At 69.9% G+C, this 26,330-nt stretch carries 17 protein-coding genes and 1 pseudogene; 13 read left to right on the top strand and 5 right to left on the bottom strand.

Translation table 11 applies throughout. The annotated features are described in order from the left end of the window. Nucleotide 1: 1 nt before the first annotated feature. Both FHD63_RS13870 and FHD63_RS13865 read right to left on the bottom strand, forming a co-directional pair. A complete protein-coding gene (locus tag FHD63_RS13870) occupies nt 2–904 on the bottom strand; it encodes a sulfotransferase domain-containing protein (protein ID WP_139722541.1) in 903 nt (300 codons plus the stop codon). Between the two features lie 2 nt (nt 905–906). Then, nucleotides 907–2,421 carry an oligosaccharide flippase family protein gene (locus tag FHD63_RS13865; RefSeq protein WP_139722540.1) on the bottom strand — a complete coding sequence of 505 codons (1,515 nt, stop codon included), beginning with the start codon at nt 2,419–2,421 and terminating at the stop codon, nt 907–909. Between the two features lie 110 nt (nt 2,422–2,531). On the opposite strand from FHD63_RS13865, the gene FHD63_RS13860 reads away from it, so the two are divergent. Further along, nucleotides 2,532–3,218 carry a prolipoprotein diacylglyceryl transferase gene (locus tag FHD63_RS13860; RefSeq protein ID WP_139722539.1) on the top strand — a complete coding sequence of 229 codons (687 nt, stop codon included), beginning with the start codon at nt 2,532–2,534 and terminating at the stop codon, nt 3,216–3,218. A 59-nt stretch (nt 3,219–3,277) separates the two neighbouring features. Here the strand turns inward: FHD63_RS13860 and FHD63_RS13855 are convergent, their stop codons facing one another. Beyond that, the gene (locus tag FHD63_RS13855) at nt 3,278–4,672 is read right to left on the bottom strand and encodes a carbohydrate binding domain-containing protein (protein ID WP_139722538.1); all 1,395 of its coding nucleotides are present in this window, start codon (nt 4,670–4,672) and stop codon (nt 3,278–3,280) included. 192 nt (nt 4,673–4,864) lie between these two features. Between FHD63_RS13855 and FHD63_RS13850 the strand changes: the two genes are divergently transcribed. After that, a complete protein-coding gene (locus tag FHD63_RS13850; RefSeq protein WP_139722537.1) occupies nt 4,865–6,631 on the top strand; it encodes an SLC13 family permease in 1,767 nt (588 codons plus the stop codon). Nucleotides 6,632–6,635: 4 nt separating this feature from the next. Here FHD63_RS13850 and FHD63_RS13845 read toward each other — a convergent pair whose 3' ends face one another. Next, nucleotides 6,636–7,406: a 3'(2'),5'-bisphosphate nucleotidase CysQ gene (locus FHD63_RS13845; RefSeq protein ID WP_139722536.1), complete on the bottom strand. Its 771-nt coding sequence runs from the start codon at nt 7,404–7,406 to the stop codon at nt 6,636–6,638. A 15-nt stretch (nt 7,407–7,421) separates the two neighbouring features. After that, a complete protein-coding gene (cysC, locus tag FHD63_RS13840; RefSeq protein ID WP_139722535.1) occupies nt 7,422–8,495 on the bottom strand; it encodes an adenylyl-sulfate kinase in 1,074 nt (357 codons plus the stop codon). A gap of 105 nt (nt 8,496–8,600) precedes the next feature. Here cysC and cysD point away from each other — a divergent pair, with 105 nt between their 5' ends. From cysD to FHD63_RS13785, 11 genes and pseudogenes are all read left to right on the top strand, one after another. Further along, nucleotides 8,601–9,512, top strand: coding sequence for a sulfate adenylyltransferase subunit CysD (gene cysD / locus FHD63_RS13835; RefSeq protein ID WP_139722534.1), 912 nt, complete (start codon nt 8,601–8,603; stop codon nt 9,510–9,512). 23 nt (nt 9,513–9,535) lie between these two features. Beyond that, nucleotides 9,536–10,780 carry a sulfate adenylyltransferase subunit 1 gene (locus FHD63_RS13830; protein WP_139723156.1) on the top strand — a complete coding sequence of 415 codons (1,245 nt, stop codon included), beginning with the start codon at nt 9,536–9,538 and terminating at the stop codon, nt 10,778–10,780. A 13-nt stretch (nt 10,781–10,793) separates the two neighbouring features. Beyond that, nucleotides 10,794–12,038, top strand: coding sequence for a sensor histidine kinase (locus FHD63_RS13825; protein WP_139722533.1), 1,245 nt, complete (start codon nt 10,794–10,796; stop codon nt 12,036–12,038). Between the two features lie 147 nt (nt 12,039–12,185). Further along, on the top strand, nt 12,186–12,725 hold the full coding sequence (locus tag FHD63_RS13820; protein WP_139722532.1) for a TasA family protein: 540 nt from the start codon (nt 12,186–12,188) through the stop codon (nt 12,723–12,725). Nucleotides 12,726–12,788: 63 nt separating this feature from the next. Beyond that, nucleotides 12,789–13,409 (top strand): signal peptidase I, encoded by a 621-nt coding sequence (locus tag FHD63_RS13815; RefSeq protein WP_139722531.1) that lies wholly within the window; start codon nt 12,789–12,791, stop codon nt 13,407–13,409. Between the two features lie 103 nt (nt 13,410–13,512). After that, nucleotides 13,513–14,304, top strand: coding sequence for an Ig-like domain-containing protein (locus FHD63_RS13810; protein ID WP_139722530.1), 792 nt, complete (start codon nt 13,513–13,515; stop codon nt 14,302–14,304). Nucleotides 14,305–14,411: 107 nt separating this feature from the next. Beyond that, a complete protein-coding gene (locus FHD63_RS13805) occupies nt 14,412–15,122 on the top strand; it encodes a response regulator transcription factor (RefSeq protein ID WP_139722529.1) in 711 nt (236 codons plus the stop codon). Between the two features lie 1,064 nt (nt 15,123–16,186). Next, nucleotides 16,187–16,762 (top strand): LamG domain-containing protein, encoded by a 576-nt coding sequence (locus tag FHD63_RS13800; RefSeq protein ID WP_158296791.1) that lies wholly within the window; start codon nt 16,187–16,189, stop codon nt 16,760–16,762. After that, nucleotides 16,729–17,277 carry a hypothetical protein gene (locus tag FHD63_RS13795; RefSeq protein WP_139722527.1) on the top strand — a complete coding sequence of 183 codons (549 nt, stop codon included), beginning with the start codon at nt 16,729–16,731 and terminating at the stop codon, nt 17,275–17,277. Before FHD63_RS13800 ends, FHD63_RS13795 begins: the two co-directional genes overlap by 34 nt. Beyond that, nucleotides 17,268–17,402: pseudogene (locus FHD63_RS17065) on the top strand (hypothetical protein); the annotation flags it as partial. The gene FHD63_RS13795 and the pseudogene FHD63_RS17065, both read left to right, overlap by 10 nt. A 144-nt stretch (nt 17,403–17,546) precedes the next feature. Next, nucleotides 17,547–26,309, top strand: a complete 8,763-nt coding sequence (locus FHD63_RS13785) for a LamG-like jellyroll fold domain-containing protein (protein WP_139722526.1) — start codon at nt 17,547–17,549, stop codon at nt 26,307–26,309. Nucleotides 26,310–26,330: the final 21 nt, after the last annotated feature.

Raw genomic sequence — 26,330 nt, 5'->3', positions numbered from 1 at the left:
GTCAGGTCCAGTCGAGCGGCTCGCCGAGGAACGCCTCGAGGGCGGCGTTGTGGCTCTGGTAGTGGGTCGCCAGCTGGGTTGCCGCACTCGTCGGCGGGGCGTCCTTGGTGCGCCACGTGGCGTTGTAAGGCTTGGTCGTCGGAAGGCGGTGAGGGGGCAGACCCAAGAATTCGCAGATCCGGTCGAAGGTGCCCTGAGTGTCCGAGTAGAGCCGCTCGCTGGGCAGCACCAGGAGCTGTGAGCGCGGAAAGTGCTCGAGCCAGGTCTGGATCTGGGACAGGTACTCCCCGCGGCTGCGGTAGCTGTACCAGTCCCAGGTCGTGCTGTGGTAGGTCGGATCGGCGAGCATCGCCGCCAGCTCTCCGTCCAGCCGTTCGTCCTCGAGCGCCAGGGCCTCGTCGAAGCTCAACGGCTCCACCCCGTTCTGGACGCGTTCCTGGTAGTGCGACCAGGCACGCTGCACGGGGTCACGGACCAGAAGGATCGACTTCGTCGCCGGGGCGGCCGCGGCCACCCGGGCGGGGATCCGAGGATCCCACACGTAGTACGGGGACGCCTCGAAGCTCTGGGGTCGGTAACCCAGCCGGGTCCTGCGGAGACGGCGGTAGGTCTCGGTGTGGAAGTGCGAGCGGTACCAGCGTTGCGAGGTGCCGGAGTTGGCGAACCAGTGGTCCGTGCTCTTGCGGCCCCGGGGCTGCGGGTAGAGGGCGAGCACGCCGGGGTGCTGGACCATGTAGTTGAAGAGCGAGGTCGTGCCTCCCCGCTTGGTGCCGATGACGAGGAAGTCGGGCATCGGCCGGTCGGCGGCGGTCGCCAACCCGCCGAGGCGGGAAGCGGTGTTGAGGCCGTCCAGCGCCCATCGTGGTACCCGCGCCTTGAGGGCTGTCAGCTGTACGGTGTCCATGGTCAGTTGCCCTTCCGAGCGGTCAGCATCGTCGCGAGTCCTGCCAGGTGGAACTTCTGTCGTCCGCGCCAGAGGGCGACGAGCAGGCAGGACGCGCCCAGCACGCTCGCGGCCACCATCGCCGTCACGGTGTCACCCAGGCTGGCCCGCAGTATCGCGGCGGGCACGCCGAAGGTCACGATCACGGTCAGAAGGATAGCGACGACCCCACCCTGCAGCGGCCGCAGACCCACCTTGTGCCGCACCTGCACCAGGGCCAGCACGGTGTCGACGGCCATGGCGAGCACCCAGGCCACGGCGGCGCCCACGATGCCGAAGGGCGGGACGAGGGCGAGCAGCAGGAGGACGTTCACGGTGACCGCCGCCACCTTGTTGAGCGCCGCCAGCGAGCTGTGGCCGCTCATGAGCAGGACGGACTGGATGTTGCCGGCGGTCAGCACCATCGCCATACCGACCGCGAGGATGCTCAGGGCGAGCGAGCCGTCGCGGAAGTCCTGGCCGAGGAGCCCGATCATGGAGCCGCCGAAGAGGGTCAGGACGACGTACAGCGGAACGCTGAAGGCGATGATCCAGATGGTGGTGACCGTGTAGAGGTCGTTGGCCGCGCGCACGTCGCCCTTGCCGAGGTGTCGGCTGTACATCGGGGCGACCACGATGCGCAGGGACGTGCTCACGATCATGCCGGCGTTGGTGAAGCGCGTGGCGGCTCCATAGAGGCCGGCCGCAGCGGGCCCCGCCAGCAGGCCGACGAGGAGGACGTCGAGCCACCGCATGGACTCCTCCAGGATGGCGGAGACCGCCCGGGGGAGGGTGTAGCCCCAGATGCGGTGGGTGAGGCCGGTCGTGACCCACGGGGAGGTGCTGTCTCGCGCACGATGGCGATCGACCCTCCGCAGCTGGGAGACCAGGATGACGACCGCCACGAGGGCCGCCACCGGGAAGGGGGCGACCCAGGAGACGGCGACGGCGACCGCTGAGCCGCCGGCGAGGGTCACCATCCAGGCCAGAAGGGGTCGGGCCGTCGGCACGAAGATGTTCTGCACCGTCACGAAGGTCCGCACGCCACCGAGGGCCCGCGTGGCCGCGAGGGCCACCATGGCGACGGCGGCGAGGGGCAGCGCCCAGGACATGGCGACCAGGCTGTCCGCGAGCCTCTCCTGCTCGTCGACGACGCGGCTGAGCACCAGCAGGGCCGCGGCGCCCAGGAGACCGACCCCCAGCGCGGGCACCAGCAGGCCGATGGCGGCAGCCCGCAGCTGACCGGGTGCCTCGGCCCGCAGACGGGGGAGCAGCCAGACCGCGGTGGTGTCCAGCCCGAACTTGGCCAGGCTGAGGGCGATGGTGAAGGCGGCGATGCCTTGGAAGACCACCCCCGCCCCCTCGGTCCCCAGGGTGCGACCCAGGACGACGACCAGCAGCAGACCCATCACGGCGCTGACGACCGATCCGAGGAAGGCGAAGGCTCCCCCTCGGGCCACCGAGCCCATGCCCTCGGACGAGGTGATGGCACGACTCATGGAGAACCCGTTCTGACAGCGCGTCGAAGGTCGGTGGGCGGGCACGGAGGGCGGCTGCCGCCCGGAGCCACGAGAGTAGGGTACGAGACCCGGGATCCTAGGAGTCAGGCATGCGTGGTCGTCCGTTGCTCGTCGTGGTCGTCGTCGCGCTGCTCGGTGGTGCGCTGGTCTGGGTGCTGCTGCGCGGAGGGGCAGGTCCGGACCCGGAGGACTCCGCGTCCCTGGAGCAGGCGACGTCGGGGGTGAGCGCGGAGTCCGACCCCACCGAGACCGATGCGGCGCAGACCACCGATGACGGCGAGGCTGTCACCGAGGGCCCGGTGACCACCGCGGAGGGTGCCACGCCGCAGGACGACATCGCTGCCACGGCGGAGCCCGCGCAGGTCGACGACGAGGTGGCGTCGGAGCTCGTGGATCCGGTCGTCGAGGTGAGCAGCGAGGCGTTGAGCGTGCCCTCCGAGGTCGACTGGGACGCCGTGGTCTCGGCGACCGGAGGCGACCTGCTGGCGGACCTCGAGGCGTCCGTGCTGGAGTACACCGAGAACGGGTGGACGCAGGAGGGTTCGCCCGAGCTCGTCGACTCCGCCCTCCTCGAGGTCGACGACGAGGCGGAGCCCCCGACGGCGCGCATCGAGGTGTGCCTGGACTACGCGCAGGTCACCCGCCTGGACGCCAACGGCGAGTCGCTCACCGACCCGGATGCCGAGCAGCGGGTCCGGAGCGTCTACGAGATGGAGTTCGTCGACGGTCGATGGGTCGCGGTCGCCCAGACCTTCGAGGACGACATCTCCTGCTGAGCCCCGACGGCAGCGGCGCCGCCCGGCCTCATGGGCCGGGCGGCGCCGCTGGTCAGACGTCAGCGGGCGACGTAGTCGCGCCAGACGGCCCGCGAGTACGGGTCGTTGAGGCGCCAGTCGCCGTCACGGGTGGACTGGAAGTAGGTGACGAACTGTGCGTCGTTGGCGATGGCGTACTCGGCCACCGAACGCAACCACGCCGCCCGGCCCCGGCCGTCGTCACCCGGGACCAGGCGGCTGCCGGTCTCGGCGATGCCCCACGGGCGACCGTCCGCGACCGAGGTCTCCACCGCCGGCGCCATGAAGGTCGAGACGGGGGAGTAGTAGTCGCGGTCCGGGTCCGAGGCTCCGTTGTAGGGGTCCCAGGCCAGCACGTCGATGACATCGCGACCGGCGTCGTAGTCCCGGTAGTCCCGACCGGAGGCCGGCGTGGCCGTCCACCCCGTCAGGATGAGGGTGGCGAACATGTTGGGCTTGCACGCCTGGTCCGCGATGGCCTCGATCCGTCGCCAGGCCTGGCGGTACTGCGTCGCGGTGAAGCGGCCGTTGCGGATGAGCGGCTCGGGCTCGTGGATGTACGACCAGTAGATGGTCCGGTCCTCAGGTGCCTCGGCGAACCACCGGCGGAAGAAGGCGTCGTGCTGGCCGGACAGGACCTCCTGGGGCATGGGGCGGAAGGACATGACCATCGTCCGCCCTGCGAGCAGGTCGTTGCGCTGGTGACTCCAGTCGAAGGGCAGGTCGGGGTCGAACACCCGCACGACGGGCAGCTTCCCGAAGGCATCGTCGAGGCGGTCCAGGGAGTCCTCTGCACTGATGCCCGAGGTGGTCATCGAGGCCCCGAACTCGGTGCCGGACGGCACCGTGCCGGAGCAGGGCTCAGGGGTGGGGGAGGGCGATGCGGTCACCGTCGCCAGGGTCACGTCGTCGACGACGAGCCGATCGCCGGCGGGCAGGTCCCAGGCGACGACGTTGATGTCCAGGCTCGCGTTGGCCCGGGTGGTCGTGACGTCCAGGCTCACCGGCTGCCAGGTGCCGGTGAGGTCGAACGACGTCTCGTGCTCGACGGTGCCCTGACCGGACACCTCCCGCAGGCGGAGTGCGCCGTCGGTCCCGGTCGTGCCTCGCACCCGTGCGGACAGCCGGTAGGTCGTGCCGGCCTGGCCGGTGTCCGACACGGAGTTCACGACGTCGTTGAGCACGGTGTGACGCTCGGTCGTCGAGGTCAGCACCGCGGCCGGGTCGCCGGAGATGCTCTCCACCTTGAGCACCTCGGCGTCCCCGTTGGTGCGCCAATGACGAGTGCCCTCGTCGAAGGAAGAGTTCTCCACCAGGCCGGCGGCCTGGGCTGTGGTGGGCAGGACGGTCAGACCGAGAGTGGCCACCATCGCGGTGATGAGCCAGAGGAAGAGCCACGTCGGGGTGCGTGGGCATGACGACGATGTCTGGAGCATGGGAAAGAGTTCCTTCACGGGACTACACACGGGACACTGCTTGCTCGGCGCCTCACGAAGCGCCTCCCTGACACTAACCTGGTAGCCGAGGCCGTGTGACGCGAGTTGTCTGCTGTGGCGAGGCAAGACGAGGATTTTGTGAAAGCGCAAGCAGCCCGCAAGATCTTGGGGTCGAGAGAGAGGTCGTGAACGGTGTCGCTCAACGCGTGGATCACCGTCCTGGTCCTCATCGGGGTGCTGACGGCCCTGGTGCGGCAGCGCACCAGCCCCTGGGTGGTCGTGCTGGGCGGGGTCATCGTGCTCCTCGTGCTGGGGGTCATCACGCCGGCAGAGGCGTTCACCGGCTTCTCCAACCCCGCCCCCATCACCGTGGCGGCGCTCTACGTCGTCGCCGCCGGGATCGAGAAGACCGGCGCCCTGGCCCCGGTGATGCAGCGCACCCTGGGTGACAGGGGGACCTACCGGCTGCCGCTGCTAAGGGTGCTGACCCCGACCATCGGGGCGTCCGCGCTGCTCAACAACACCCCGATCGTGGCCATGCTCATCCCGCAGGTGACGGCCTGGTGCGAGCGGCACGGCCGTTCGGCAAGCAAGTTCCTCATGCCGATCTCGTTCGCGGCCGTGCTCGGCGGTCTGCTCACCGTCATCGGCACCTCGACGAACCTCGTCGTCTCCGGGCAGATGACCGAGCTGGGCCTGGACCCGATCGGCTTCTTCGAGATCGGGCAGCTCGGGCTGCCCATCGCCGTCCTGGGGCTGCTGGTCCTCGTCGCCGTCGCGCCGCGACTCCTGCCCGCCCGCCGCTCCGCGCGGGAGGAGCTGGTGAGCGAGGGCCGGCGCTTCTCCATCGAGATGATCGTGCAGCCCGGCGGGCAGGTGGACGGTCGGACCGTGGAGGAGGCCAAGCTGCGGTCCCTCCCCGGCCTGTTCCTCGCGTCCGTGGACCGGGGGGACACCGTCATCGCCCCGGTCCGGCCCGACACCGTCCTGCGGGGCGGCAACCGCCTGCACTTCGTGGGCTCGGTCAGCAAGGTCGTCGACGCCCAGCTCATGCCGGGGCTGCGCTCGGCCGAGCTCGAGCACGTCCTGGACCTCCAGAGCGAGAGCGCGAAGTACTTCGAGGTGGTCGTGGGCTCGCAGTCACCGCTGGTGGGGCGCACCCTGAGGGAGTCGGACTTCCGGTCGACCTACCAGGCCGCGGTCGTCGGCATCCACCGCTCGGGGCACCTCGTCGACGGCAAGCTCGGTGCGCAGACCATCCGGCTCGGCGACACCCTCATCGTGGTCTCCGACCCCGACTTCCGGAAGCGGTGGCGCGACCACTCCGACTTCCTGCTCGTCGCCGGCCTCGACGGGTCACCGCCTGCCGCGACGCCGCGCGCGTGGATCCCGGTCACCGTGCTCGCCCTGGTGGTCGGCCTGGCAGCCTTCGGGGTCATGCCCATCCTGCAGGGCTCGCTGCTGGGCGCCGTGGCCCTCATCGCGACGGGCGTCCTGTCCGCGCAGGAGGCGAGACGGGCGGTCGACCTGGAGGTCATCCTCGTCATCGCCTCGGCCTTCGGCCTGGCCAGCGCGATGCAGGTGTCCGGCCTGGCGCAGGCGCTCGCCGGTGGGCTGGTGGCCTCGCTGGGCAGCTTCGGGACGCTGGGGGTGCTGCTCGGGCTCGTCCTCGCGACCATCGTGCTCACCGAGCTGGTCACCAACAACGCCGCCGCCCTGCTCATGCTGCCGGTGGCGGTGGCCACGGCGGAGTCCGTCGGTCTGGACCCGCGGGGCGCGGCCATCGCCGTCGCGGTGGCGGCGTCGGCGTCGTTCCTGTCCCCGATCGGCTACCAGACCAACATGATGGTCTACGGCCCGGGCGGCTACCGGTTCACCGACTACGCGCGGCTGGGGTGGGTCCTCACGGTCATGGTCGTGCTCGCCACCGTGCTGCTCACGCCGCTGATCTGGCCGTGAGCGCTCAGCCCAGGTCCATCGTCGCGAGCGCCGCCATCAGCTCCTCGGCGACCTCGCGACGGCACACGACGAGGTCGGGGGACCACGGGTTCTCCCGGTTGTAGACCAGCGGGCTGCCGTCGACCCGGCTCGTGTGCAGGCCGTGCGCCGCGGCCACCGCCACGGGTGCGGCGGAGTCCCACTCGTACTGCCCACCGGCGTGCACGTAGGCGTCTGAGGACCCGTCGAGCACCGACATCGCCTTGACGCCCGCCGAGCCCATCGGGACCGTGGTGGCCCCCATCGTGCGGCCGAGCTCCTCGGCGAAGGCCGGGGGGCGGGAGCGGCTGACGGCCAGCCGCAGCGGGGGCTCGCCGACGGGTCGCGGGGGCAGGTCGAGCCGGGCCTGCGGGTCGGTGCCGTAGGTCAGGCCGCGCGCGGGCAGCGCGACCGCGCCGGCCACCAGCTCGCCGGACTGCCACAGCGCGACGTGCACGGCCCAGTCGTCCCGGGGCACCTCGCTGAACTCCCGCGTCCCGTCGAGCGGGTCGATGATCCACACGCGCTCCGCCGAGAGCCGGGCGTGGTCGTCGGCCGCCTCCTCGCTCAGCACGGCGTCCCCGGGGGCGCGCTCGCGCAGCGCGGCCGCGAGCACCTCCTGGGAGGCCGCGTCGCCGGCGTCCTTGAGCTCGCGTCCCTCCACCCCCTGGGCGTGGAGGTCGGCGCGGACGGCGAGCAGGCGCTCCCCGGCCAGGTCGGCGAGCTCGCGGGCGAGGCTGTGGTCGTCGGTCGTCATGGGGTGTCCTCGGGGTCAGCGGGTGGTCGGCGGCGCGATCGCCGCCAGGATCTGGTCGACGAGCTCGTCCACGTCGCGGCCGGTCGTGTCCAGCGTCAGCGTGGCGTCCGTGGGCGCCTCGTAGGGCGAGCTGATGCCGGTGAAGTCCGGGATCTCCCCGGCCCGCGCCCGGGCATACAGCCCCTTGCGGTCCCGGCGCTCGCACTCCTCGAGCGGGGTCGACACGTGGACGAGGACGAACCTGCCGCCCCGCCCCTCGACCATGGCGCGCACCGCTCGGCGGGTCCCGTCGAAGGGTGCGATCGGGCTGGCGATCGCGGTGCCGCCGTGCCGCGCGATCTCGGCGGCGACCCACCCGATCCGCCGGACATTGGTCTCGCGGTCCTCCGGGGAGAAGCCCAGCCCCGCCGACAGGTGGCGGCGCACGACGTCGCCGTCGAGCAGGGAGACGGTGCGCCCCTCGTCCTCGACGAGGCGGTCGCGCAGCGCGCGGGCCAGGGTCGACTTGCCGGAGCCGGAGAGCCCCGTGAGGAGCACGACGACGCCGCCCCGCCCGCCCGGGTATGCCGACTCGACCGCAGGCGAGGTGAGGTCACGGACCTGCTCAGGACCTCCGAGCACCTGCTGCAGGTGCGCCACCTTGTCGGCGCGCCGGGCCGCCGCGCGACCGACGGCGGCGACGCGCACGGCATACCCCTGCTCCTGCGCCCGCGTCCGGGCCGTGCGGACGAGGTCGAGGTCGCGCTGGTTGTCGTCGCCGTCGGTCGAGGCCAGCACGACGACCGTGCGCGTGCCCCCCGGCAGCCCGGCCAGGGAGCCCTCGTCGTCGACCAGGACGGCCGGCAGCTCGATGTCCGTGGTGGTGAGGTGCCAGCCCTCGAAGGGGCGTGAGGAGCGGGGCGAGCGCCACGAGAGGTCTCCCCAGACGTCGACGTCGGCGACCGGGACGCCCTCGGCGTCCACGAGTGCCACGGGCCCTTCCGGCAGGTCCACGAGCCCGGTGGGCAGCAGGCCGTGGTGCAGCAGCTCGAGGTCGTCCAGCAGGGGAACTCCCGGGAAGGTGGACGACGAGGAGGGCGGCGTGGTCACGTCGCCACCCTAGGTCAGGACCGGTCGACGGCGGAACGATGCTGGAAGGTGACCCGATGTCCGATATCGTGCAGCCCGCAGCATCCGTAGGGGAAAGGCGCAGGAGTGACAGTCGACGGCAACTACCGACTCTCCCAGCTCGACGAGCTGGAGGCCGAGTCCATCCATGTCTTCCGTGAGGTCGCGGCGGAGTTCGAGAAGCCGGTGCTGATGTTCTCCGGCGGCAAGGACTCCATCGTCATGCTGCGGCTGGCGGAGAAGGCGTTCTACCCGGCCAAGGTCCCCTTCCCGGTGCTGCAGGTGGACACCGGCTACGACTTCCCCGAGGTGCTGGCGACCCGGGACCGCTGGGTCGAGCGGCTGGGTCTGCGGCTGCACGTCGCCTCGGTCGAGCAGGCGATCAAGGACGGCGTCGTCGTCGACGACGGCAAGACGCCGCGCAACCGGCTGCAGATCGGCACCCTGCTCAACGCCATCGAGGAGGAGGGCTACACCGCCGCCTTCGGTGGCGGTCGCCGTGACGAGGAGAAGGCGCGCGCCAAGGAGCGGGTCTACTCCCACCGTGACGAGTTCGGTCAGTGGGACCCCAAGAACCAGCGGCCCGAGCTGTGGAGCCTCTACAACGGTCGGATCCACGAGGGCGAGCACATGCGGGTCTTCCCGCTGTCGAACTGGACCGAGCTCGACGTGTGGGACTACATCCGGCGCGAGGCGATCGACATCCCCTCGATCTACTTCGCCCACCAGCGTCGCGTCTTCGAGCGCAACGGCATGCTCTTCTCCGAGAGCGACTACAACCCGCTGCGCGAGGGGGAGACGGTCACCGAGCGGCAGGTCCGCTTCCGCACCGTCGGCGACCTGACGCTGACCGGGTGCCTGGAGTCGGACGCCGACGACCTGGACAAGATCATCGAGGAGGTCGCGGCCTCTCGCATCACTGAGCGCGGCGCGACCCGTGGCGACGACAAGTTCTCCGAGGCCGCCATGGAGGACCGCAAGAAGGAAGGCTACTTCTGATGGGCACCGGCACCGAGACAGGCATGGACCTGCTGCGCTTCGCGACCGCAGGCTCCGTGGACGACGGCAAGTCGACCCTCATCGGGCGCCTGCTGCTGGACAGCAAGGCGATCTTCGAGGACCAGCTGGAGTCGGTCGAGCGGACCTCGAAGGACAAGGGCTTCGACTACACCGACCTCGCGCTGCTCACCGACGGTCTGCGCAGCGAGCGCGAGCAGGGCATCACCATCGACGTCGCCTACCGCTACTTCGCGACCCCGCGGCGCAAGTTCATCATCGCCGACACCCCGGGACACGTGCAGTACACCCGCAACATGGTGACCGGCGCGTCCACCGCCGACCTGGGCCTGGTGCTCGTCGACGCCCGCCAGGGCATGACCGAGCAGTCGCGTCGGCACGCGGTCATCCTGTCGATGCTGCGGGTGCCGCACCTCGTGCTGGCGGTCAACAAGATGGACCTGGTGGACTTCTCGGAGGAGACCTTCCGCCGGATCGAGGCCGAGTTCACCGACTTCGTCCGCAAGCTGGACGTGCCCGACCTCACCGTGATCCCCATCTCGGCCCTGCAGGGCGACAACGTCGTGACCCGCAGCGAGAAGATGCCGTGGTACGGCGGCAGCAGCCTGCTGCACCACCTCGAGCACGTCTACATCGGCTCCGACCGCGAGATGCGCGACGTCCGCTTCCCGGTGCAGTACGTCATCCGCCCCAAGTCGGACGAGTTCCACGACTACCGCGGGTATGCCGGCCAGGTCGCCGGGGGCGTCATGAAGCCGGGTGACGAGGTCATCGTCCTGCCCAGCGGCATGACGAGCACCATCGAGGCCATCGACGCCTTCGACCGCCAGGTGGACGAGGCATATCCCCCGATGTCGGTGACCGTGCGCCTCGCCGACGACGTCGACGTGAGCCGCGGCGACATGATCGCCCGCGTCAACAACCAGCCGGAGCAGACGCAGGACCTCGACGCGATGGTCTGCTGGATGTCGCCGGGTGCGCTCAAGCCGCGCGCCAAGCTGCTGGTCAAGCACACCACCCGCACCGTCAAGGCGCTGGTCAAGGAGATCGACTACCGGCTCGACGTCAACACGCTGCACCGCGACCAGGACGCGCAGGAGATCGGTCTCAACGAGATGGGGCGGGTGCGACTGCGCGTCCAGCAGCCGCTCATGGTCGACCTCTACGAGCAGAACCGCATCACCGGGTCGTTCATCCTCATCGACCAGGCCTCCGGCGTCACCGTCGGTGCAGGGATGATCCGGGACTGACCCGCGAGCGGTCATGACAGCCTCGGAGGGGGACAGGGACGAGGTCGAGTCCGACCGCTACGGACTCCTCAGCGTGCCGTCCAGGGACGAGCTGCAGTCCCTCTCCGACCTGGCGGCGAGCATCTTCGGTGCCCCCGGGGCGGCGGTGACCGTCTTCACCGCCACCAGCGAGCACCGGATCGCCGCCACCGGGACGGAGCCGTCGGTGTGTGCGCGCGGCGAGTCCCTCTTCACGGTCGTGGAGATGGACGACGCCTTCGTGGTGCCGGACGCCCGCCAGGACCCGCGGTTGGCGGACCACCCCATGGTGACCGCGCGGCCGGGCGTCCGGTTCTACGCGACGGCGCCGATGCGCAGCCCCGACGGGTCACTCGTCGGACAGCTGTGCGTCTTCGACCACCGCCCCCGCCGGACCACCGACGCCCAGCGGGAGGCGCTCGGATTCCTGGCGGAGCGGGCGACCGACATCCTGGAGCTGCGGCTGCGCAGCCGGCAGCTGAGCAGCTCGCTGCAGGAGCTGACCGAGGCGCGGGACGAGCTGGCCCGCTCCAACGTGGCGCTCTCGCACTTCGCCGCCCAGGTGAGCCACGACCTGCGCAACCCCCTCATGGCGGTGCGGGCCAACGCGGAGGTGCTGGCCAGCGAGCCCGCGGTCCGTGAGGACCCCGAGCTCGCGGCGGCCGTCGACCGGATCGCCGACGCGGCTCGGGGGATGAGCGGGATGATCCACGACGTGCTCTCGCTCGCCCAGGAGGGTGGTCGGCCCAGGCCGCAGGACGTCGACCTGGCCGAGGTCGTCGACCGGGTGCTGCTGGACCTCAGCCCGCTGGTGCGCCAGGTGGGTGCGCACGTCGAGGTGGAAGACCTGCCGGTCGTGCCGGCGGACCCGGCCCTGCTCTACTCCGTCCTGCTCAACCTGCTCGACAACAGCCTGAAGTTCACGCGGCGCGGGGTCACGCCGCACGTGCGGCTCCACGCCGCCCAGCGGGCCGGCCGGTGGCGCATCTGCGTCACCGACAACGGGGCCGGGGTGCCCGCGGGCCAGGAGCACGCGGTCTTCCTCCCCTTCGTCCGCGCCCGCACCGGGGACGGGGAGGCGCGGCCCGAGGGGCACGGGATCGGGCTGGCCACCGTGCACCGGATCGTGACCGCCCACGGCGGCCGGGTCGGTCTCGAGCCGTCGCCCGGGGCCGGCACCTGCGCGTGGTTCGAGCTGCCCACGAACCGTCCCGAGGCGGAGCCGGACCGCACGACCTGAGCTTTGCTACTGGTCGGTCACATCAGCCGTGCCGAAGATGTGGACGAGAGCGGGATCTCGCGTGGACCGGCGGTGGAGAAAGGCTGCGTAGCGTCGGAGACACCACACCAGATCACCTGCAGGGGTGACCGTCACAGGAGTCTCGACATGACCAGCAACCGCACTCGCTCCAAGATCCTCGCCCCTCTCGCCGTCCTCTGCGCGGCCGGGGCCGTGGTCGTGGGCTCGGGCGCCACCTTCACCTCGACCAGCAGCAACACCATCAGCTCGGTCACCTCCGGCACGCTGACGCACACCAACAGCAAGGCCGACAGCGCCATCTTCTCCCTGAAGAACATCAAGCCCGGTGACGTCGTCAACGGCTCGCTCACGCTGACCAACACCGGCTCGCTGCCGGCGGCCTTCTCGCTCACCGAGTCCTCGTCGAGCAACGGCTTCTCGGGCAAGAACCTCACGCTGACGATCACCGACACCACGAACGGCACCGTCGTCTACGACGGCACCTTCGGTGGGCTGGAGGACGGCGTCAAGCAGGCGCTGGGCGAGGTCGAGGCCGGCAAGGCCCGCAGCTTCACCTTCACCGTCGCCCTGGACAAGGCGGCCGGCAACAGCGAGCAGGGCAAGTCCGCCTCCGCGACCTACGTGTGGGACGCCGTCCAGCTCGAGGGCCAGACCACCGACCAGTGACCGACCCCGTCGGCCACCACCACCCCAGCCCACCCCGCCACCGCTGACACCGAGGAGATGACCATGCCGAAGCTCACCGCCCGCACCCGACGCCTGGCCGGTCATCTGGGCAACGCCTCGATGGTGCTCGTCATCCTGGCCTGCGCGGCATACCTCCTGCCGTCCCTGCTGGGCTACGAGCGCTACGTCATCACCGGCGGCTCCATGTCGGGCGCCATCGAGCGCGGCTCGGTCATCTTCTCCGAGCCGCGCCCGGTGCAGGACCTGGAGGTGGGCGACGTCATCACCTACCTGCCCCCGGCCGACAGCGGGGTGACCACCCTGGTCACGCACCGGATCGTCGAGATCGAGCCGGGTGAGCAGGGCGGGACCGTCATGCGGACCAAGGGCGACGCCAACGCGGACGTCGACCCGTGGACCTTCAGCCTCATCGCGCAGGACCAGCCGGTCGTCGAGCACGTCGTGCCCGGCGTGGGCTACCTGCTCATCGCGCTCGCGGACCGGGAGGTGCGCATGCTCGTCATCGGGGTCCCCGCCGGCGTCATCGCGCTCCTCGCCCTCCTCGAGCTCACCCGCAACCTGACGGCACTGGGACAGCCGTCAGGCCAGGGCCGGTCCACCTCCGGACCAGGCCCCGGGGGTTCTGCCGCCCTCCGTGACGGCGGCAGGGCCCCTGCCTGCTGAGGGGCGTCGCCGTCAGGGACGGCGGCGGCGCTCCTCAGCACCACTCCACCTCAGCACCACTCCACCACCGACTTCTCACCCCGCACCCGACCAGGAGGACGCCGTGACCCACCTTCGCTCCGGCGTCCTCCTCGCGCTGGCTGCCGTGCTGTCGCTCACCGCGGTGACCGCCGCACCGTCGGCCGCCACCTACACCGACCGCAGCACCAGCACCGCCACCGTCACGGCGGCCGTCGACTGGGTGCCGCCCACGGTGAGCCTGCACCCCCTGCCCTCGTCGGCCCGGGGGGCCGTCGTCGTCGGGGCCGACGCCGCGGACGCCGAGAGCTCGGTGGTCCGGGTCGAGATGGAGGTCCGGCCCGCCGGAGCCTCCACGTGGACCGCGCTGTGCACCGACACCAGCGCCCCCTTCGGCTGCACCTGGGACACCACCGCGGTCGCCGACGGGGCGTACGAGGTGCGGGCCCGGGCCGTGGACGCCTACGCCAACGTCTCCGGCTGGGTCACCAACGCGGTCGCCGTGAGGAATGGCGGCCCCGCCGTCGCCGTCCGGGTCCCGTCGGGAACCCTGTGGGCCACCGTCCACGTGACGGCCGAGCGGACCGACGGGAGCACGACCGTCCGGTCCCAGGGCATCGACCTGCGACGGGCCGGCTCCAGCTCCTGGTCGTCCCTCTGCGAGGGGTGGGGCAACCCCGTGACCTGCAACTGGCAGACCCACAAGTACCCCGACGGGGCCTACGAGCTGCGGGCCTGGTCGGTGGACGCCGGTGGGCAGGTGAGCTACTCCGACGTCGTGCGGGCCCAGGTGGGCAACGGGAAGAGTGCGGCAGCCACGTCGACCGCCACGACCGACGCCTCCATGGACGCGTCGAGCCAGGAGGTCACCCCGTGAGGGTGAGACCGCCCTGGTCAGCCCGACGGCGCAGCCCTCGGGCCGCGACACCCGGAGCACACCCGGGTGTCGTCACCATGAGCCTCGCGCTGCCTAGGATTCATGTCATGGCCACGGTCGTGGTCGTTGAGGACGACGACAAGATCGCCGCCCCGCTGGTGCGCACCCTGGAGCGGGACGGCCATGCCGTCGACCGCTTCGCAGAGGGCCAGCCGGCCGTGGACCGGGTGGTCTCCGGGGACCCGCCGGTCGACCTGGTCCTGCTCGACCTGGGGTTGCCGGACATGGACGGCATCGACGTCTGCCGCGCGGTGCGCGAGGGCGGCTACCCCGGGGGGATCATCATCCTCACCGCGCGGGACGGGGAGCTGGACCGCGTCGTCGGGCTGGACACCGGCGCCGACGACTACCTCGCCAAGCCGTTCGGGCTCGCCGAGCTGCAGGCCCGCACCCGGGCGTTGCTGCGGCGCAGCTCGATCAACCGGGCGCCGGACCCCCCGAAGCCCACGGCCCGTCCGGCAGGTGACGGGGGGCTGCACATCGACGTCGACGCCCGTCGCGTCCTGGTGCGTGGGGTGGATCTGCCCACCACCACCAAGGAGTTCGACGTGCTGGCCCTCCTGGCCGCGCGGCGCGGAGCGGTCGTCAGCCGGGACACGCTCATCAACGAGGTCTGGGACGAGAACTGGTTCGGCTCCACCAAGACCCTGGACAACACGGTCGGGCGACTGCGCAGCAAGCTCGAGGGTGCCGACGCGCCGGTGCGGATCACGGCGGTGCGTGGGGTGGGCTTCCGTCTGGAGACGCAGAACGGGTGAGTCCCGTGCTGCCGGTGTCGGTCGCGGGTCCGGCTGCTGCCCCTAGACGCTGGCGCGTCTAGAACACCTGGATCTGCTTCGCCATCGCACAGAGCTTCACCCGTCCTCACAACACGCCGGCTGTGCGGGTGATCTGGCGGCGATGGGGAACTCCGGCTCATGGTCGGCGACGGATGATCCACAGCGGTCTAGGGGATCGGTCCGGACTTGCTCTCGCTCGCGCTGCCGTTGCTCCCAGGATCTCCCGTCGGGTTGTGCAGTCCGCGCGTGGGCCGGCCTCCGCACCTCAGCGCTCCGCTGACGGGGCCTCCTGGGGTGCGGCTTCCTCGAGACGGCCGGGCCTCGACGCGATGCGACACCAGGTGCTGGGCCGGTGGGATGGCGAGCTGTCCGGTGCCTGGTGTCATCGAGTCTGGCTGGTGAATACCGCGTAGACGAACATTGAACAATTGACGAGTGGTGGACTGCCTTTCCGGGGGTGCGCCTTAGTCGCCGCCTTCGACAGCACAACCGATACCGGCGGTTTCGGGGCCCCATCAGAGAGCCGTTGCCCAAGCTGGGCGAGAGTTGGTGTCCGATCCTCATTGCATGGCCCTGACCTGCGACGATGCCGGGACCTGTCCAATCTGTGTATCAGCTTCGGTCACCCAAGCCGCTCAGCCGTCGTCGCTGAGGCAAGGTCAATCGTTTGACAAAATCGCTCTGACCTCACCCAAAAGGGTGTAGCTCTATGCCATGACCATACCTTCACTAGACCGAATCTATATTGACTCTTTACTTGTTCCTTACCTTGTGCTTCCATGTCTCCAGTCACAGGCTGACGCGGCCGATCCGCGTCAGACGGCCGCCATCCGGGGTGTGACGGCGCTCAAAGGGGAGCTCATGCACATGGAAGTCACTCGCGCTCGGCATCGGGCGCGCCCGACCTCGATCAGCTCCCGTCGCTCTGCCGATCGGCGCATGCCGCGATGAAGGACGGGCCCAATCTCAGCCGTCGGTCCTTCGACTTAGCCGTGCGCAGCCACTCCCTCGCTCTCCCACCTCACGACACCAAGGGGAATTCCGTGAACGCTCAGGCCGCCTTCGGTCGCCACCTCGTCGCCCTCCTGTCCGTCCTCGCGCTGCTCATGGCGTACCTGGTGACCACAGCGAGGCCAGCTGAGTCGCTCGAAGAGCCGGAGGTGACTCTGGGTCAGTCGGTGGGGTTCTCGGGTGATGATGATGTGGTGGTTCCGGGGGTGGGTTCGGAGCTGGCGGGTGACTCGACGTGGGAGGTGTGGGTCAAGCCTGAGGACTTCGATCAGCGCCGGGTGCTGTTGGGCAAGGCGTATGGCGGGGAGGGTGTGCTGACTCTGGAGACGACGGGGCGGGTGTACTTCTTCCAGGGTTCTGCCGGGGCTAACCGTGCGCCGTTCGATGTGGTGCGTTCGAACGGGACCTTGCGTGCGGGCGAGTGGAACCACGTGGTGGTGACTCGTTCTGGGTCGACGGTGTGGATGTTCCTGGATGGCCAGTTGGCCGGGCGCAAGGCGATGACCGAAGCCCCGGCGGCGTCGACGCTGCCGTTGCGGATCGGTGGGGGTACCTGGGGTCTGCGGTGGGTGAGGTGGACGAGGTCGCGGTGTACGACCGTGCGTTGAGCTCTGCGGATGTCGCTGCACACTTCGCGGAGATCGCAGACGGGGACCACGAGGGGTACGGGTCGCTGGTCGCTGGCGATGGTGCGCGGGGTCACTGGCGCATGGACGAGAACGAGGGTGATGTCGCTCTCGACGAGACCGGCTCTTTCCCGGGTCAGTACCGCGGGACCCCGACCTTCGCCCAGCCCGGCGCTACCGCCACGGCTGTGGTGGCGCAGCCGGAGGTGACTCTGGGTCAGTCGGTGGGGTTCTCGGGTGATGATGATGTGGTGGTTCCGGGGGTGGGTTCGGAGCTGGCGGGTGACTCGACGTGGGAGGTGTGGGTCAAGCCTGAGGACTTCGATCAGCGCCGGGTGCTGTTGGGCAAGGCGTATGGCGGGGAGGGTGTGCTGACTCTGGAGACGACGGGGCGGGTGTACTTCTTCCAGGGTTCTGCCGGGGCTAACCGTGCGCCGTTCGATGTGGTGCGTTCGAACGGGACCTGCGTGCGGGCGAGTGGAACCACGTGGTGGTGACTCGTTCTGGGTCGACGGTGTGGATGTTCCTGGATGGCCAGTTGGCCGGGCGCAAGGCGATGACCGAAGCCCCGGCGGCGTCGACGCTGCCGTTGCGGATCGGTGGGGGGTACCTGGGGTCTGCGGTGGGTGAGGTGGACGAGGTCGCGGTGTACGACCGTGCGTTGAGCTCTGCGGATGTCGCTGCACACTTCGCGGAGATCGCAGACGGGGACCACGAGGGGTACGGGTCGCTGGTCGCTGGCGATGGTGCGCGGGGTCACTGGCGCATGGACGAGAACGAGGGTGATGTCGCTCTCGACGAGACCGGCTCTTTCCCGGGTCAGTACCGCGGGACCCCGACCTTCGCCCAGCCCGGCGCTACCGCCACGGCTGTGGTGGCGCAGCCGGAGGTGACTCTGGGTCAGTCGGTGGGGTTCTCGGGTGATGATGATGTGGTGGTTCCGGGGGTGGGTTCGGAGCTGGCGGGTGACTCGACGTGGGAGGTGTGGGTCAAGCCTGAGGACTTCGATCAGCGCCGGGTGCTGTTGGGCAAGGCGTATGGCGGGGAGGGTGTGCTGACTCTGGAGACGACGGGGCGGGTGTACTTCTTCCAGGGTTCTGCCGGGGCTAACCGTGCGCCGTTCGATGTGGTGCGTTCGAACGGGACCTTGCGTGCGGGCGAGTGGAACCACGTGGTGGTGACTCGTTCTGGGTCGACGGTGTGGATGTTCCTGGATGGCCAGTTGGCCGGGCGCAAGGCGATGACCGAAGCCCCGGCGGCGTCGACGCTGCCGTTGCGGATCGGTGGGGGGTACCTGGGGTCTGCGGTGGGTGAGGTGGACGAGGTCGCGGTGTACGACCGTGCGTTGAGCTCTGCGGATGTCGCTGCACACTTCGCGGAGATCGCAGACGGGGACCACGAGGGGTACGGGTCGCTGGTCGCTGGCGATGGTGCGCGGGGTCACTGGCGCATGGACGAGAACGAGGGTGATGTCGCTCTCGACGAGACCGGCTCTTTCCCGGGTCAGTACCGCGGGACCCCGACCTTCGCCCAGCCCGGCGCCAGCACCGGTGAGGCTGCGGATACGACGGCTCCGGGCGCGCCGTCCGGGCTGAGTGCGACCGCCGGTGACGGCCAGGTCGAGCTGACGTGGGACGCCAACGGTGAGGAGGACCTGGCCGGCTACAACGTGTACCGCTCTCAGTCCACCGGTGTGGACGCCGAGCGGTCGCCGGTCAACAGCGAGCTGGTGGCGGCCGGGACGGAGTCCTTCGTCGACTCCGGGGTGACCAACGGCACCGAGTACTTCTACGTGGTGACCGCGGTCGACTCCTCGGACAACCAGTCGGAGATCTCCGACGAGGTGTCCGTCACGCCGGTCGCCGAGCCGGTCGCGGGATGCTCGCTGATCTCGACCCTCCCGTGCGCCGACGTGGTGCTCGAGACCCCGGTGGAGCTGTCCTTCGACGGCACCGACGGCGGTCTGGTGGACCAGGCTGGCGAGGACATCGGCTTCACCATGGTGGACCCACCCTCGGCCCGTCTCGACCTCGACGGTGCGCCCAGCAATGCCGACGTCCCGGGCTACGAGCCCGGCAACCTCCAGATCGTCGAGAACGGTCTGACCATCGAGGCCACCCGCGGTATCCAGTACGCGGACAACGTCCAGTCGAGCAACACCAACTCCCTCATCAACGGGCTGGGTGTCGGGGTCGAGGCGTCGGGGACGACGACCACCGTCAGCACGACGGTGGTGGCTCCGGACTTCGACGGCACCGCCAACTCCGAGAAGGGCGGGCTGTGGTTCGGCCTCGACGAGGACAACCTGGTCAACCTCACCGTGCAAAACCAGACCGGCACCAACGTCCGGGTCCAGGTGCAGCGTGAGGTCGGCGGCAAGGTCGTCACGGCCAGCGACGAGTTCAACAGCGCTCCGTTCTCCGAGGGCACGGACGTGGTCCTGACGATGGTGCTGGACGACGCCGACAACTCGGTCGTCGGCAGCTACCAGGTCGGTACCGCGTCGCCGGTCGACCTCCCGGAGCTCACGGTTCCGCAGGCGTTCTTCGACGGTGAGCTGCTCGCCGACGAGGAGACCGGTCCGGCCAGCTATGCCGGCATCTTCGCCACGAAGCGGGCCGAGACGACGAATGACCTGCTCCTCACCTTCGGTGACTTCTCGGTCACCCAGGGAGCGGACGCGGACACGACCGCTCCGGCGGCCCCCGCGGGACTCGCTGCGACCGGCGGTGACGGCCAGGTCGAGCTGACGTGGGACGCCAACGGCGAGGACGACCTGGCCGGCTACAACGTCTACCGCTCTCAGTCCACCGGTGTGGACGCCGAGCGGTCGCCGGTCAACACCGAGCTGGTGGCGGCCGGGACGGAGTCCTTCGTCGACTCCGGGGTGACCAACGGCACCGAGTACTTCTACGTGGTGACCGCGGTCGACTCCTCGGACAACGAGTCGGAGGTCTCCGACGAGGTCGCCGCCACCCCGGAGGCGCCCGCTCAGGCCGAGGCGTGCTCGCCGATCTCCACCCTCGTCTGCGCCGACGTGGTGCCGGAGCTGCCGGTGGAGCTGTCCTTCGACGGCAGCGACGGCGGCATGGAGGACGGGGCAGGCGCCGACATCGGCTTCACCATGGTGGATCCGCCCTCGACGCGCCTCGCGGCTGACGGTGACCCCACCATCCCCGAGGTCCCGGGCTACGAGCCGGGCAACCTCCAGGTCGCCGACGGGGGCCTCACCATCGAGGCCACCCAAGGCATCCAGTACCAGAAGGCCCCCACCGCGAACACCAACTCTCTCCTCAACGGGCTGGGTGTCGGTGTCGAGGCGGCCGGTGAGGTGACCACGGTCAGCACGACCGTCGTGGCCCCCGACTTCGACGGCACCGCGAACGCCGAGAAGGCCGGCCTGTGGTTCGGCCTGGACGAGGACAACCTGGTCAACCTGACCCTGCAGAACCAGGCCGGCACCAATGTGCGGGCCCAGTTCCAGCGGGAGATCGACGGGGTCGCCAACGGCGACGCCAACGAGATCAACGGCTCCTCGTTCCCCGAGGGCACGGACGTCGTCCTGACGATGGTGCTGGACGACGCGGACAACACGGTCGTCGGCAGCTATCAGGTCGGCACCGCTGCGCCGGTCACCCTCGGCGAGTTCACCGTGCCGCAGGCCTTCTTCGACGGCGAGGTCCTCGCCGACGACGAGGCCGGTCCGGCCAGCTTCGCCGGTGTCTTCGCGACCAAGAGGAACGAGGCGACCTCCGAGCTGTTCGTGACCTTCGGCGACTTCGCGGTCAGCCAGGCCGACCAGGGTGCACCGGTGGTCACCCTCAGCGGTGACCGGACCCTCTTCGAGGCGCAGCAGACCCTCATCCCGGTCCGGGCGACCGACCCGCAGGGCGAGGGCGTCGAGGTCACCGTGACGGGCCTGCCGGACGGGCTCACCTACGCGGACGGGTCCATCTCGGGAACCGTGGCGCAGGACACCGCTGCCGACAGCCCGTACACCGTCGAGGTGACGGCCGACGACGGGACCAGCAGCGGTAGCGGGACGTTCGAGATCGAGGTCGTCGAGGACATCACGCTGGACATCAACTTCCAGCTGCCCACCGCGCCCACGCCGTCCGGCTACCTGGCCGACGGCGGAGCCGCCTACGGCGATCGCGGCAACGGCCTCAGCTACGGCTGGGTCGAGCAGGGCACCAGCACCCCGCTGAACATGTCGGCCAACGGTCGGGACCGGAACCGCGCCGGTATCGACCAGCTGCTCGACACCTTCATCCACATGCAGTACAACGACATCAGCGAGGTCTACAACGGCACGGCGAACTGCAGCACCAACCAGTGCACCGAGGGCGCCTGGGAGATCGCTCTTCCCGACGGTCTCTACGAGGTGACGCTGGCGGTGGGTGACCAGCCCAGCAGCGGGGTCTACGACTCGCTGCACGCCATCAATGTCGAGACCGGCGTGGCCATCCGCGAGTTCCAGGCCACCGCGGCGGACGAGTACGAAGAGGTGACCGCCTATGCAGGTGTCCAGGACGGCCGGCTGACCATCGATGCGGTCGGCGGCGCCAACTCCAAAATCAGCTACGTGGAGATCCGCAGCGTCGGCACCCAGCCGTTCGTGACCAACACGATCCCTGCCAACCGCGCCTCCGACGTCGCCCTGGACACCTCCGTGTCTGCCTCGGTCGCGGTGCCCGGGACCGGCATCGGTGTCGACCCGTCGCGATCCACCTCCCTGACGGACGACGCGGTCAAGCTGTTCGAGATCACGGAGGCCGGTGAGGTCGAGGTGGAGGGCAACCGTGGCTCGACGGGCGGCAACGACACGATCGCCTTCAGCCCCACCGCCCCGCTCAAGGCGGAGACCAGCTACCGCTACGTCATCGACGGAGCGCTGGACGAGGCCGGCAACACCTTCGGGGCCTTCGAGTCGGTCTTCACGACCGGTGAGGCGGACGAGCCGGTCGATCCCGGTGAGCCCGGGGTGTTCGACCCCGTCGAGGACGTGAGCTTCGAGAAGGTTCTGCTGCCCACCGCCTCCGGTGCGGAGAACGGCAAGTACTTCGCCTCCCTCGTCGTCCACGACGGCCACCTCTGGGCGACCACCATCGGCCAGGGCATGTTCCGCTACGAGATCCTCGAGGACGGCACCCTCGGGCCCGCTCAGGACCTCGGTGTCTTCGCCGGGCGCGCCTCGGTGGGCCTGGTCTTCGACGAGAACGACCCGGACCTGGCGTGGGTCACCCACGCGACGGCGAACCTGGGCAACGAGAGCGCCCGGCTCGGCTCGAAGGTCTCCGTCGTCGACTTCAGCGACGTGGACAACCCCGTCGTGACCGACGTCATCACCAACCTTCCGAGGTCGGCGAAGGACCACCTGTCCAACTCGCTGGCCTACGGTCCCTCCGGTGACGGGGGTGACCCGTGGATGTACTTCCTCCAGGGTTCCAACCAGGCCGCTGGCGACGTCGACAGCGGATGGGGCAACCGTGGTGAGACCCAGCTGACGGCTGCGCTGCTGCGCTTCGACCCGCAGGACGCCCTGGCCACCGCCCGGGCGAACGGGCCGATCAATGTCGCCACCGAGGAGGTCGGCGGCAGCTACGACCCGTTCGCCGACGACGCTCCGCTGGAGATCTACGCGACCGGTATCCGGAACGCGTACGACCTGATCTGGCACTCCAACGGCAGCATCTACGTGCCCACCAACGGCACGGCCGGCGGTGGCAACAGCCCAGGTGTCACGGTCAGCGGCGGCACCATGACCATGACGAGCAACCAGCAGGCGGGTCAGAACGGCTACGGCAACGGCACCGACGTCACGGAGGAGTGTGCCACCCGCAGGATCGACGGCGAGCCCTATACGGGTGGCACCGTGCCGGCGATCTCCAACCACCCGACGCAGCGTGACTTCCTCTTCGAGGTGGAGCAGGGTGGCTACTACGGGCACCCGAACCCGACTCGCTGTGAGTGGGTGCTGAACAACGGTGGCAACCCTGAGGGCGCCGGCTCAGGCGGCAGCAAGTATCCGGCCAGCCTGGACCCTGACCAGAACTACCGGGGCTGGGCCTACGACTTCGACTTCAACAAGTCGCCCAACGGCGTCATCGAGTACACGTCGAACACCTTCGGCGGTCAGCTCCAGGGCCGGATGATGGTCGTCCGGTTCAGCGGCAACGACGACCTGCTCACCATGCAGGTCGACTCGGACGGCACCGTCCTGGGCGCGCAGCCCGGCACGGACATCCCCGGCTTCACCGGGTATGCCGACCCGCTGGACGTCATCGAGGACACCTCGGTCCACGAGGGCAACCTCTACATCAACCAGTACAACCGAGGTGGCGAGCCGCAGGAGCTCTACCTGCTGCGCGTCCCCGACGGTCAGACGGCGTCGTCGATCTCGACGGACACGGACGAGCTGGTCATGTCGGCCACGCTCAACACCCAGCAGCCGACCGACACCGCCGAGGTGACGGTGACCAACAACGGCAGCGAGCCGGTGGACATCACCGCGGCGTTCACGGGGACCAACAGCGGGCAGTTCTCCGCGTCGTCGCCCGGCACCCTCGCCGCGGGTGAGGACGCCACGGTCACCGTGACGTTCGACCCGAGCGGCGGCGTCGAGGTGAAGAAGGCGCAGCTGACCCTCACCACGGGCGACGGCGACACCGAGACCGTCGACCTGCGTGGCCTGGCTTTCCAGGGCCAGGAGGGCGGCAACGAGCCGCCGTTCCAGCTCGTGCTCGACGCCCTGGGCTACGGCATCTCGGCCGGGTGGACCAACCTGGCCGGCGGCATGGACCCGGCGGCCAAGGGCGACGAGGTGCTCGAGCCGCTGTTCGAGCGGGCTGGTGACGGCCCGGTCACCATGACCCCGGTGGCGGCGTTCGCGCCGCAGGAGAACCTGCCCTTCGGGTGGTACGCCGCGGCCGAGGGCGACGTCACCCTCAACGAGGTCGGCTCGATCGCCAACGGCCAGCTGCAGACGCTCAACCCGGCGCTCGGCTCGGGCGGCACCTCCTTCGACCCGGGGACGGAGGCGTTCGGGCTCTACTACGACTCGAACACCTTCAACCGGGTCGGCTACACCGAGGACGGCCGCAACGACGGCGGCGGTCTGCACCGGGCGCGCATCTACCCGCTCTCCGGTGACCGGTTCGTCGTGGCCTTCGAGGACGCCTCCAACGGTGACTACCAGGACTACGTCTTCCTGGTCGACAACGTGGTGCCAGCGGGCGACGTCGTGGAGCCCGAGCCCCCCGCCGACGACGCGCTGAGGTTCAACTTCCAGTCCGAGACGGCCCCGGTGCCGGACGGCTACCTGCGCGACTTCGGCCAGGCCTACGGTCCCCGCTCGGGAGCCGACCAGGGCACCGACCTGACCTACGGGTGGGTCGACGACGAGACGCTGGAGCCGCTGACGCTGGTCGGCAACGGTCGCGACCGCGACAGCAACGACGACCAGCGCCTGGACACGTTGATGCACATGGACCTGCCCCCGGAGAGCGATGGCGGAGTCCTGCTGGACGGATCCTGGCAGGTCGCGCTGCCTGACGGGACCTACGAGGTGACCGTCGCCGTGGGTGACCCCAACCGAGGGAGCGCTGCGGAGACGCACACCATCAATGTCGAGGGTGTGACGGCCATCGACGCCTTCCCGAACTCCACCGCCCCGAACGGGTCCGACGCCCGGCACGAGGTGGGCACGGTCGCGGTCGAGGTGCTCGACGGCGCGCTGACGGTAGACCAGCTCGGTGGGACCAACACCAAGATCAACTATCTCGAGGTGGTCCCGATGGACGGGCCGGTCACCCAGACGGTGGCGCAGGTCAACTTCCAGCCGGCAGCTGCTGCCACGCCCACGGGGTGGGTGGCGGACACCGGTGCCCTGTTCACCCAAGAGCGCGGCTACGGCTGGGTGCGGACCGAGGGCGGGGCGGCCAAGACGGCCGACACCCGCAACCGCACCTCCGAGGCGAACGTGCTGGAGGCGACCACGATCCTGGTGGACGACGCCGAGGTCGCCGCGGTCGTCGACGGCGAGTGGGAGTATGCCCTCGCCGACGGCGAGTACACCGTCGAGGTGTCCGTCGGTGACGCCGACTACAGCGACTCGACGCACGGCATCACCGCAGAGGGCGCGTCCGTCATCGACGGCTTCGTGCCGAACGGGCTAGGTGACTACGGCACCGGCAGCGCCACGGTCGAGGTCTCGGACGGCGCGCTGACGCTGGCGTCTGATGGCACGAACACGAAGCTGCAGTGGGTGCGGATCACCTCGACCGCCGAGGGCGACGTCGTCCCGCCGCAGGTCTCGGTCGCGCTGGACGGCGAGGGTGAGGGTGGCACCTACACCGGCCCGGTCACCGTCACGGTCACCGCGACCGACCGGACCCTGGAGTTCGTCGACTACAGCATCGACGGCGCTCCGGAGGTCAACTACACCGCCCCGTTCGAGGTCGCCGGATCCGGCAACCACGAGGTGGTCATCACCGCGGTGGACGGGGCCGGCAACACGACCACCCGCACGGTGACGTTCACGATCGTGGAGCTCGCGGACGGTGACCTCACCCTCACCAACCCGGAGGCGGCGCCCTTCCACGACCGCCTGGTGATGAGCCGGATCCAGTCGACCACCAGCAACCCGGCGACCGCCGACACCGCTGTAGTCAACGTGGGCAACAGCGGGTCGGAGCCGGTCGTCGTCTCGGCGCTGGACATCGCCGACCAGGACGACTTCGAGCTGGTCAACGCGCCGGCGCTCCCGGCGACCATCGCCGTGGGCGGCACGCTCCCGGTCACCGTCCGTTTCATCGGCACCGGTTCGGGGCAGAACACCAACTTCGAGTCCGAGATGCTCATCCGCCACAACGGCAGTGACGGGCCGACGACCACGGTCGAGCTCGGAGCCATCTGGCAGTCGCAGAGCGAGGGCGGCAACGAGCCCAACGTCGCGGAGATCATCGAGGCGTACGGGCCGGGCACCACGATCGTCGGACCCGGTCAGCAGCTCAACAACCAGGGACGGCTGGAGGCCATCGGCGACGAGGTCCTCTCGGCCACCTGGAAGCGGCTGGACACGTCGAAGCCTGCCACTGTGCGTCAGCTGGCGGCGTACCACACCTGCTGCAGCAACACGGCGACCTTCGGAACGCACCCCGTCGGTAACAAGGGGACGTGGCAGAACCAGCTGACCCACAACGGTCAGTGGGCCCAGACCCTGCGTCCGCGGATCAACGGGTCGTCCACCAACCCCGCCTACCGGACGTTCACGCCGTCCCAGTCGACCTTCAGCTGGAGGATCGACCCGGAGTCGAGCGACTGGAAGCTCAACAACACCGACCCGGACAGCTGCGGCGCGGGCAACGACGGGTGCCAGCTCGGACATCACGTCCGCATCTGGCCGGTGGAGGACCGGGAGGGCACGCCGATCCCTGGGTCGTACTTCGTGGTGATGGACTACTCCGGCATCAACTACGACTTCAACGACAACGTCTACCTGGTCACGAACGTGGCCCCGGCGGACTGACGGCGCGGAGGACCACCATCG

This window comes from Serinicoccus chungangensis, from assembly GCF_006337125.1.
GTDB lineage: Bacteria > Actinomycetota > Actinomycetes > Actinomycetales > Dermatophilaceae > Ornithinicoccus > Ornithinicoccus chungangensis.
The sequence above is the reverse complement of the archived record's forward strand: the minus strand, read 5'-3'. Positions and strand labels throughout refer to the sequence as shown.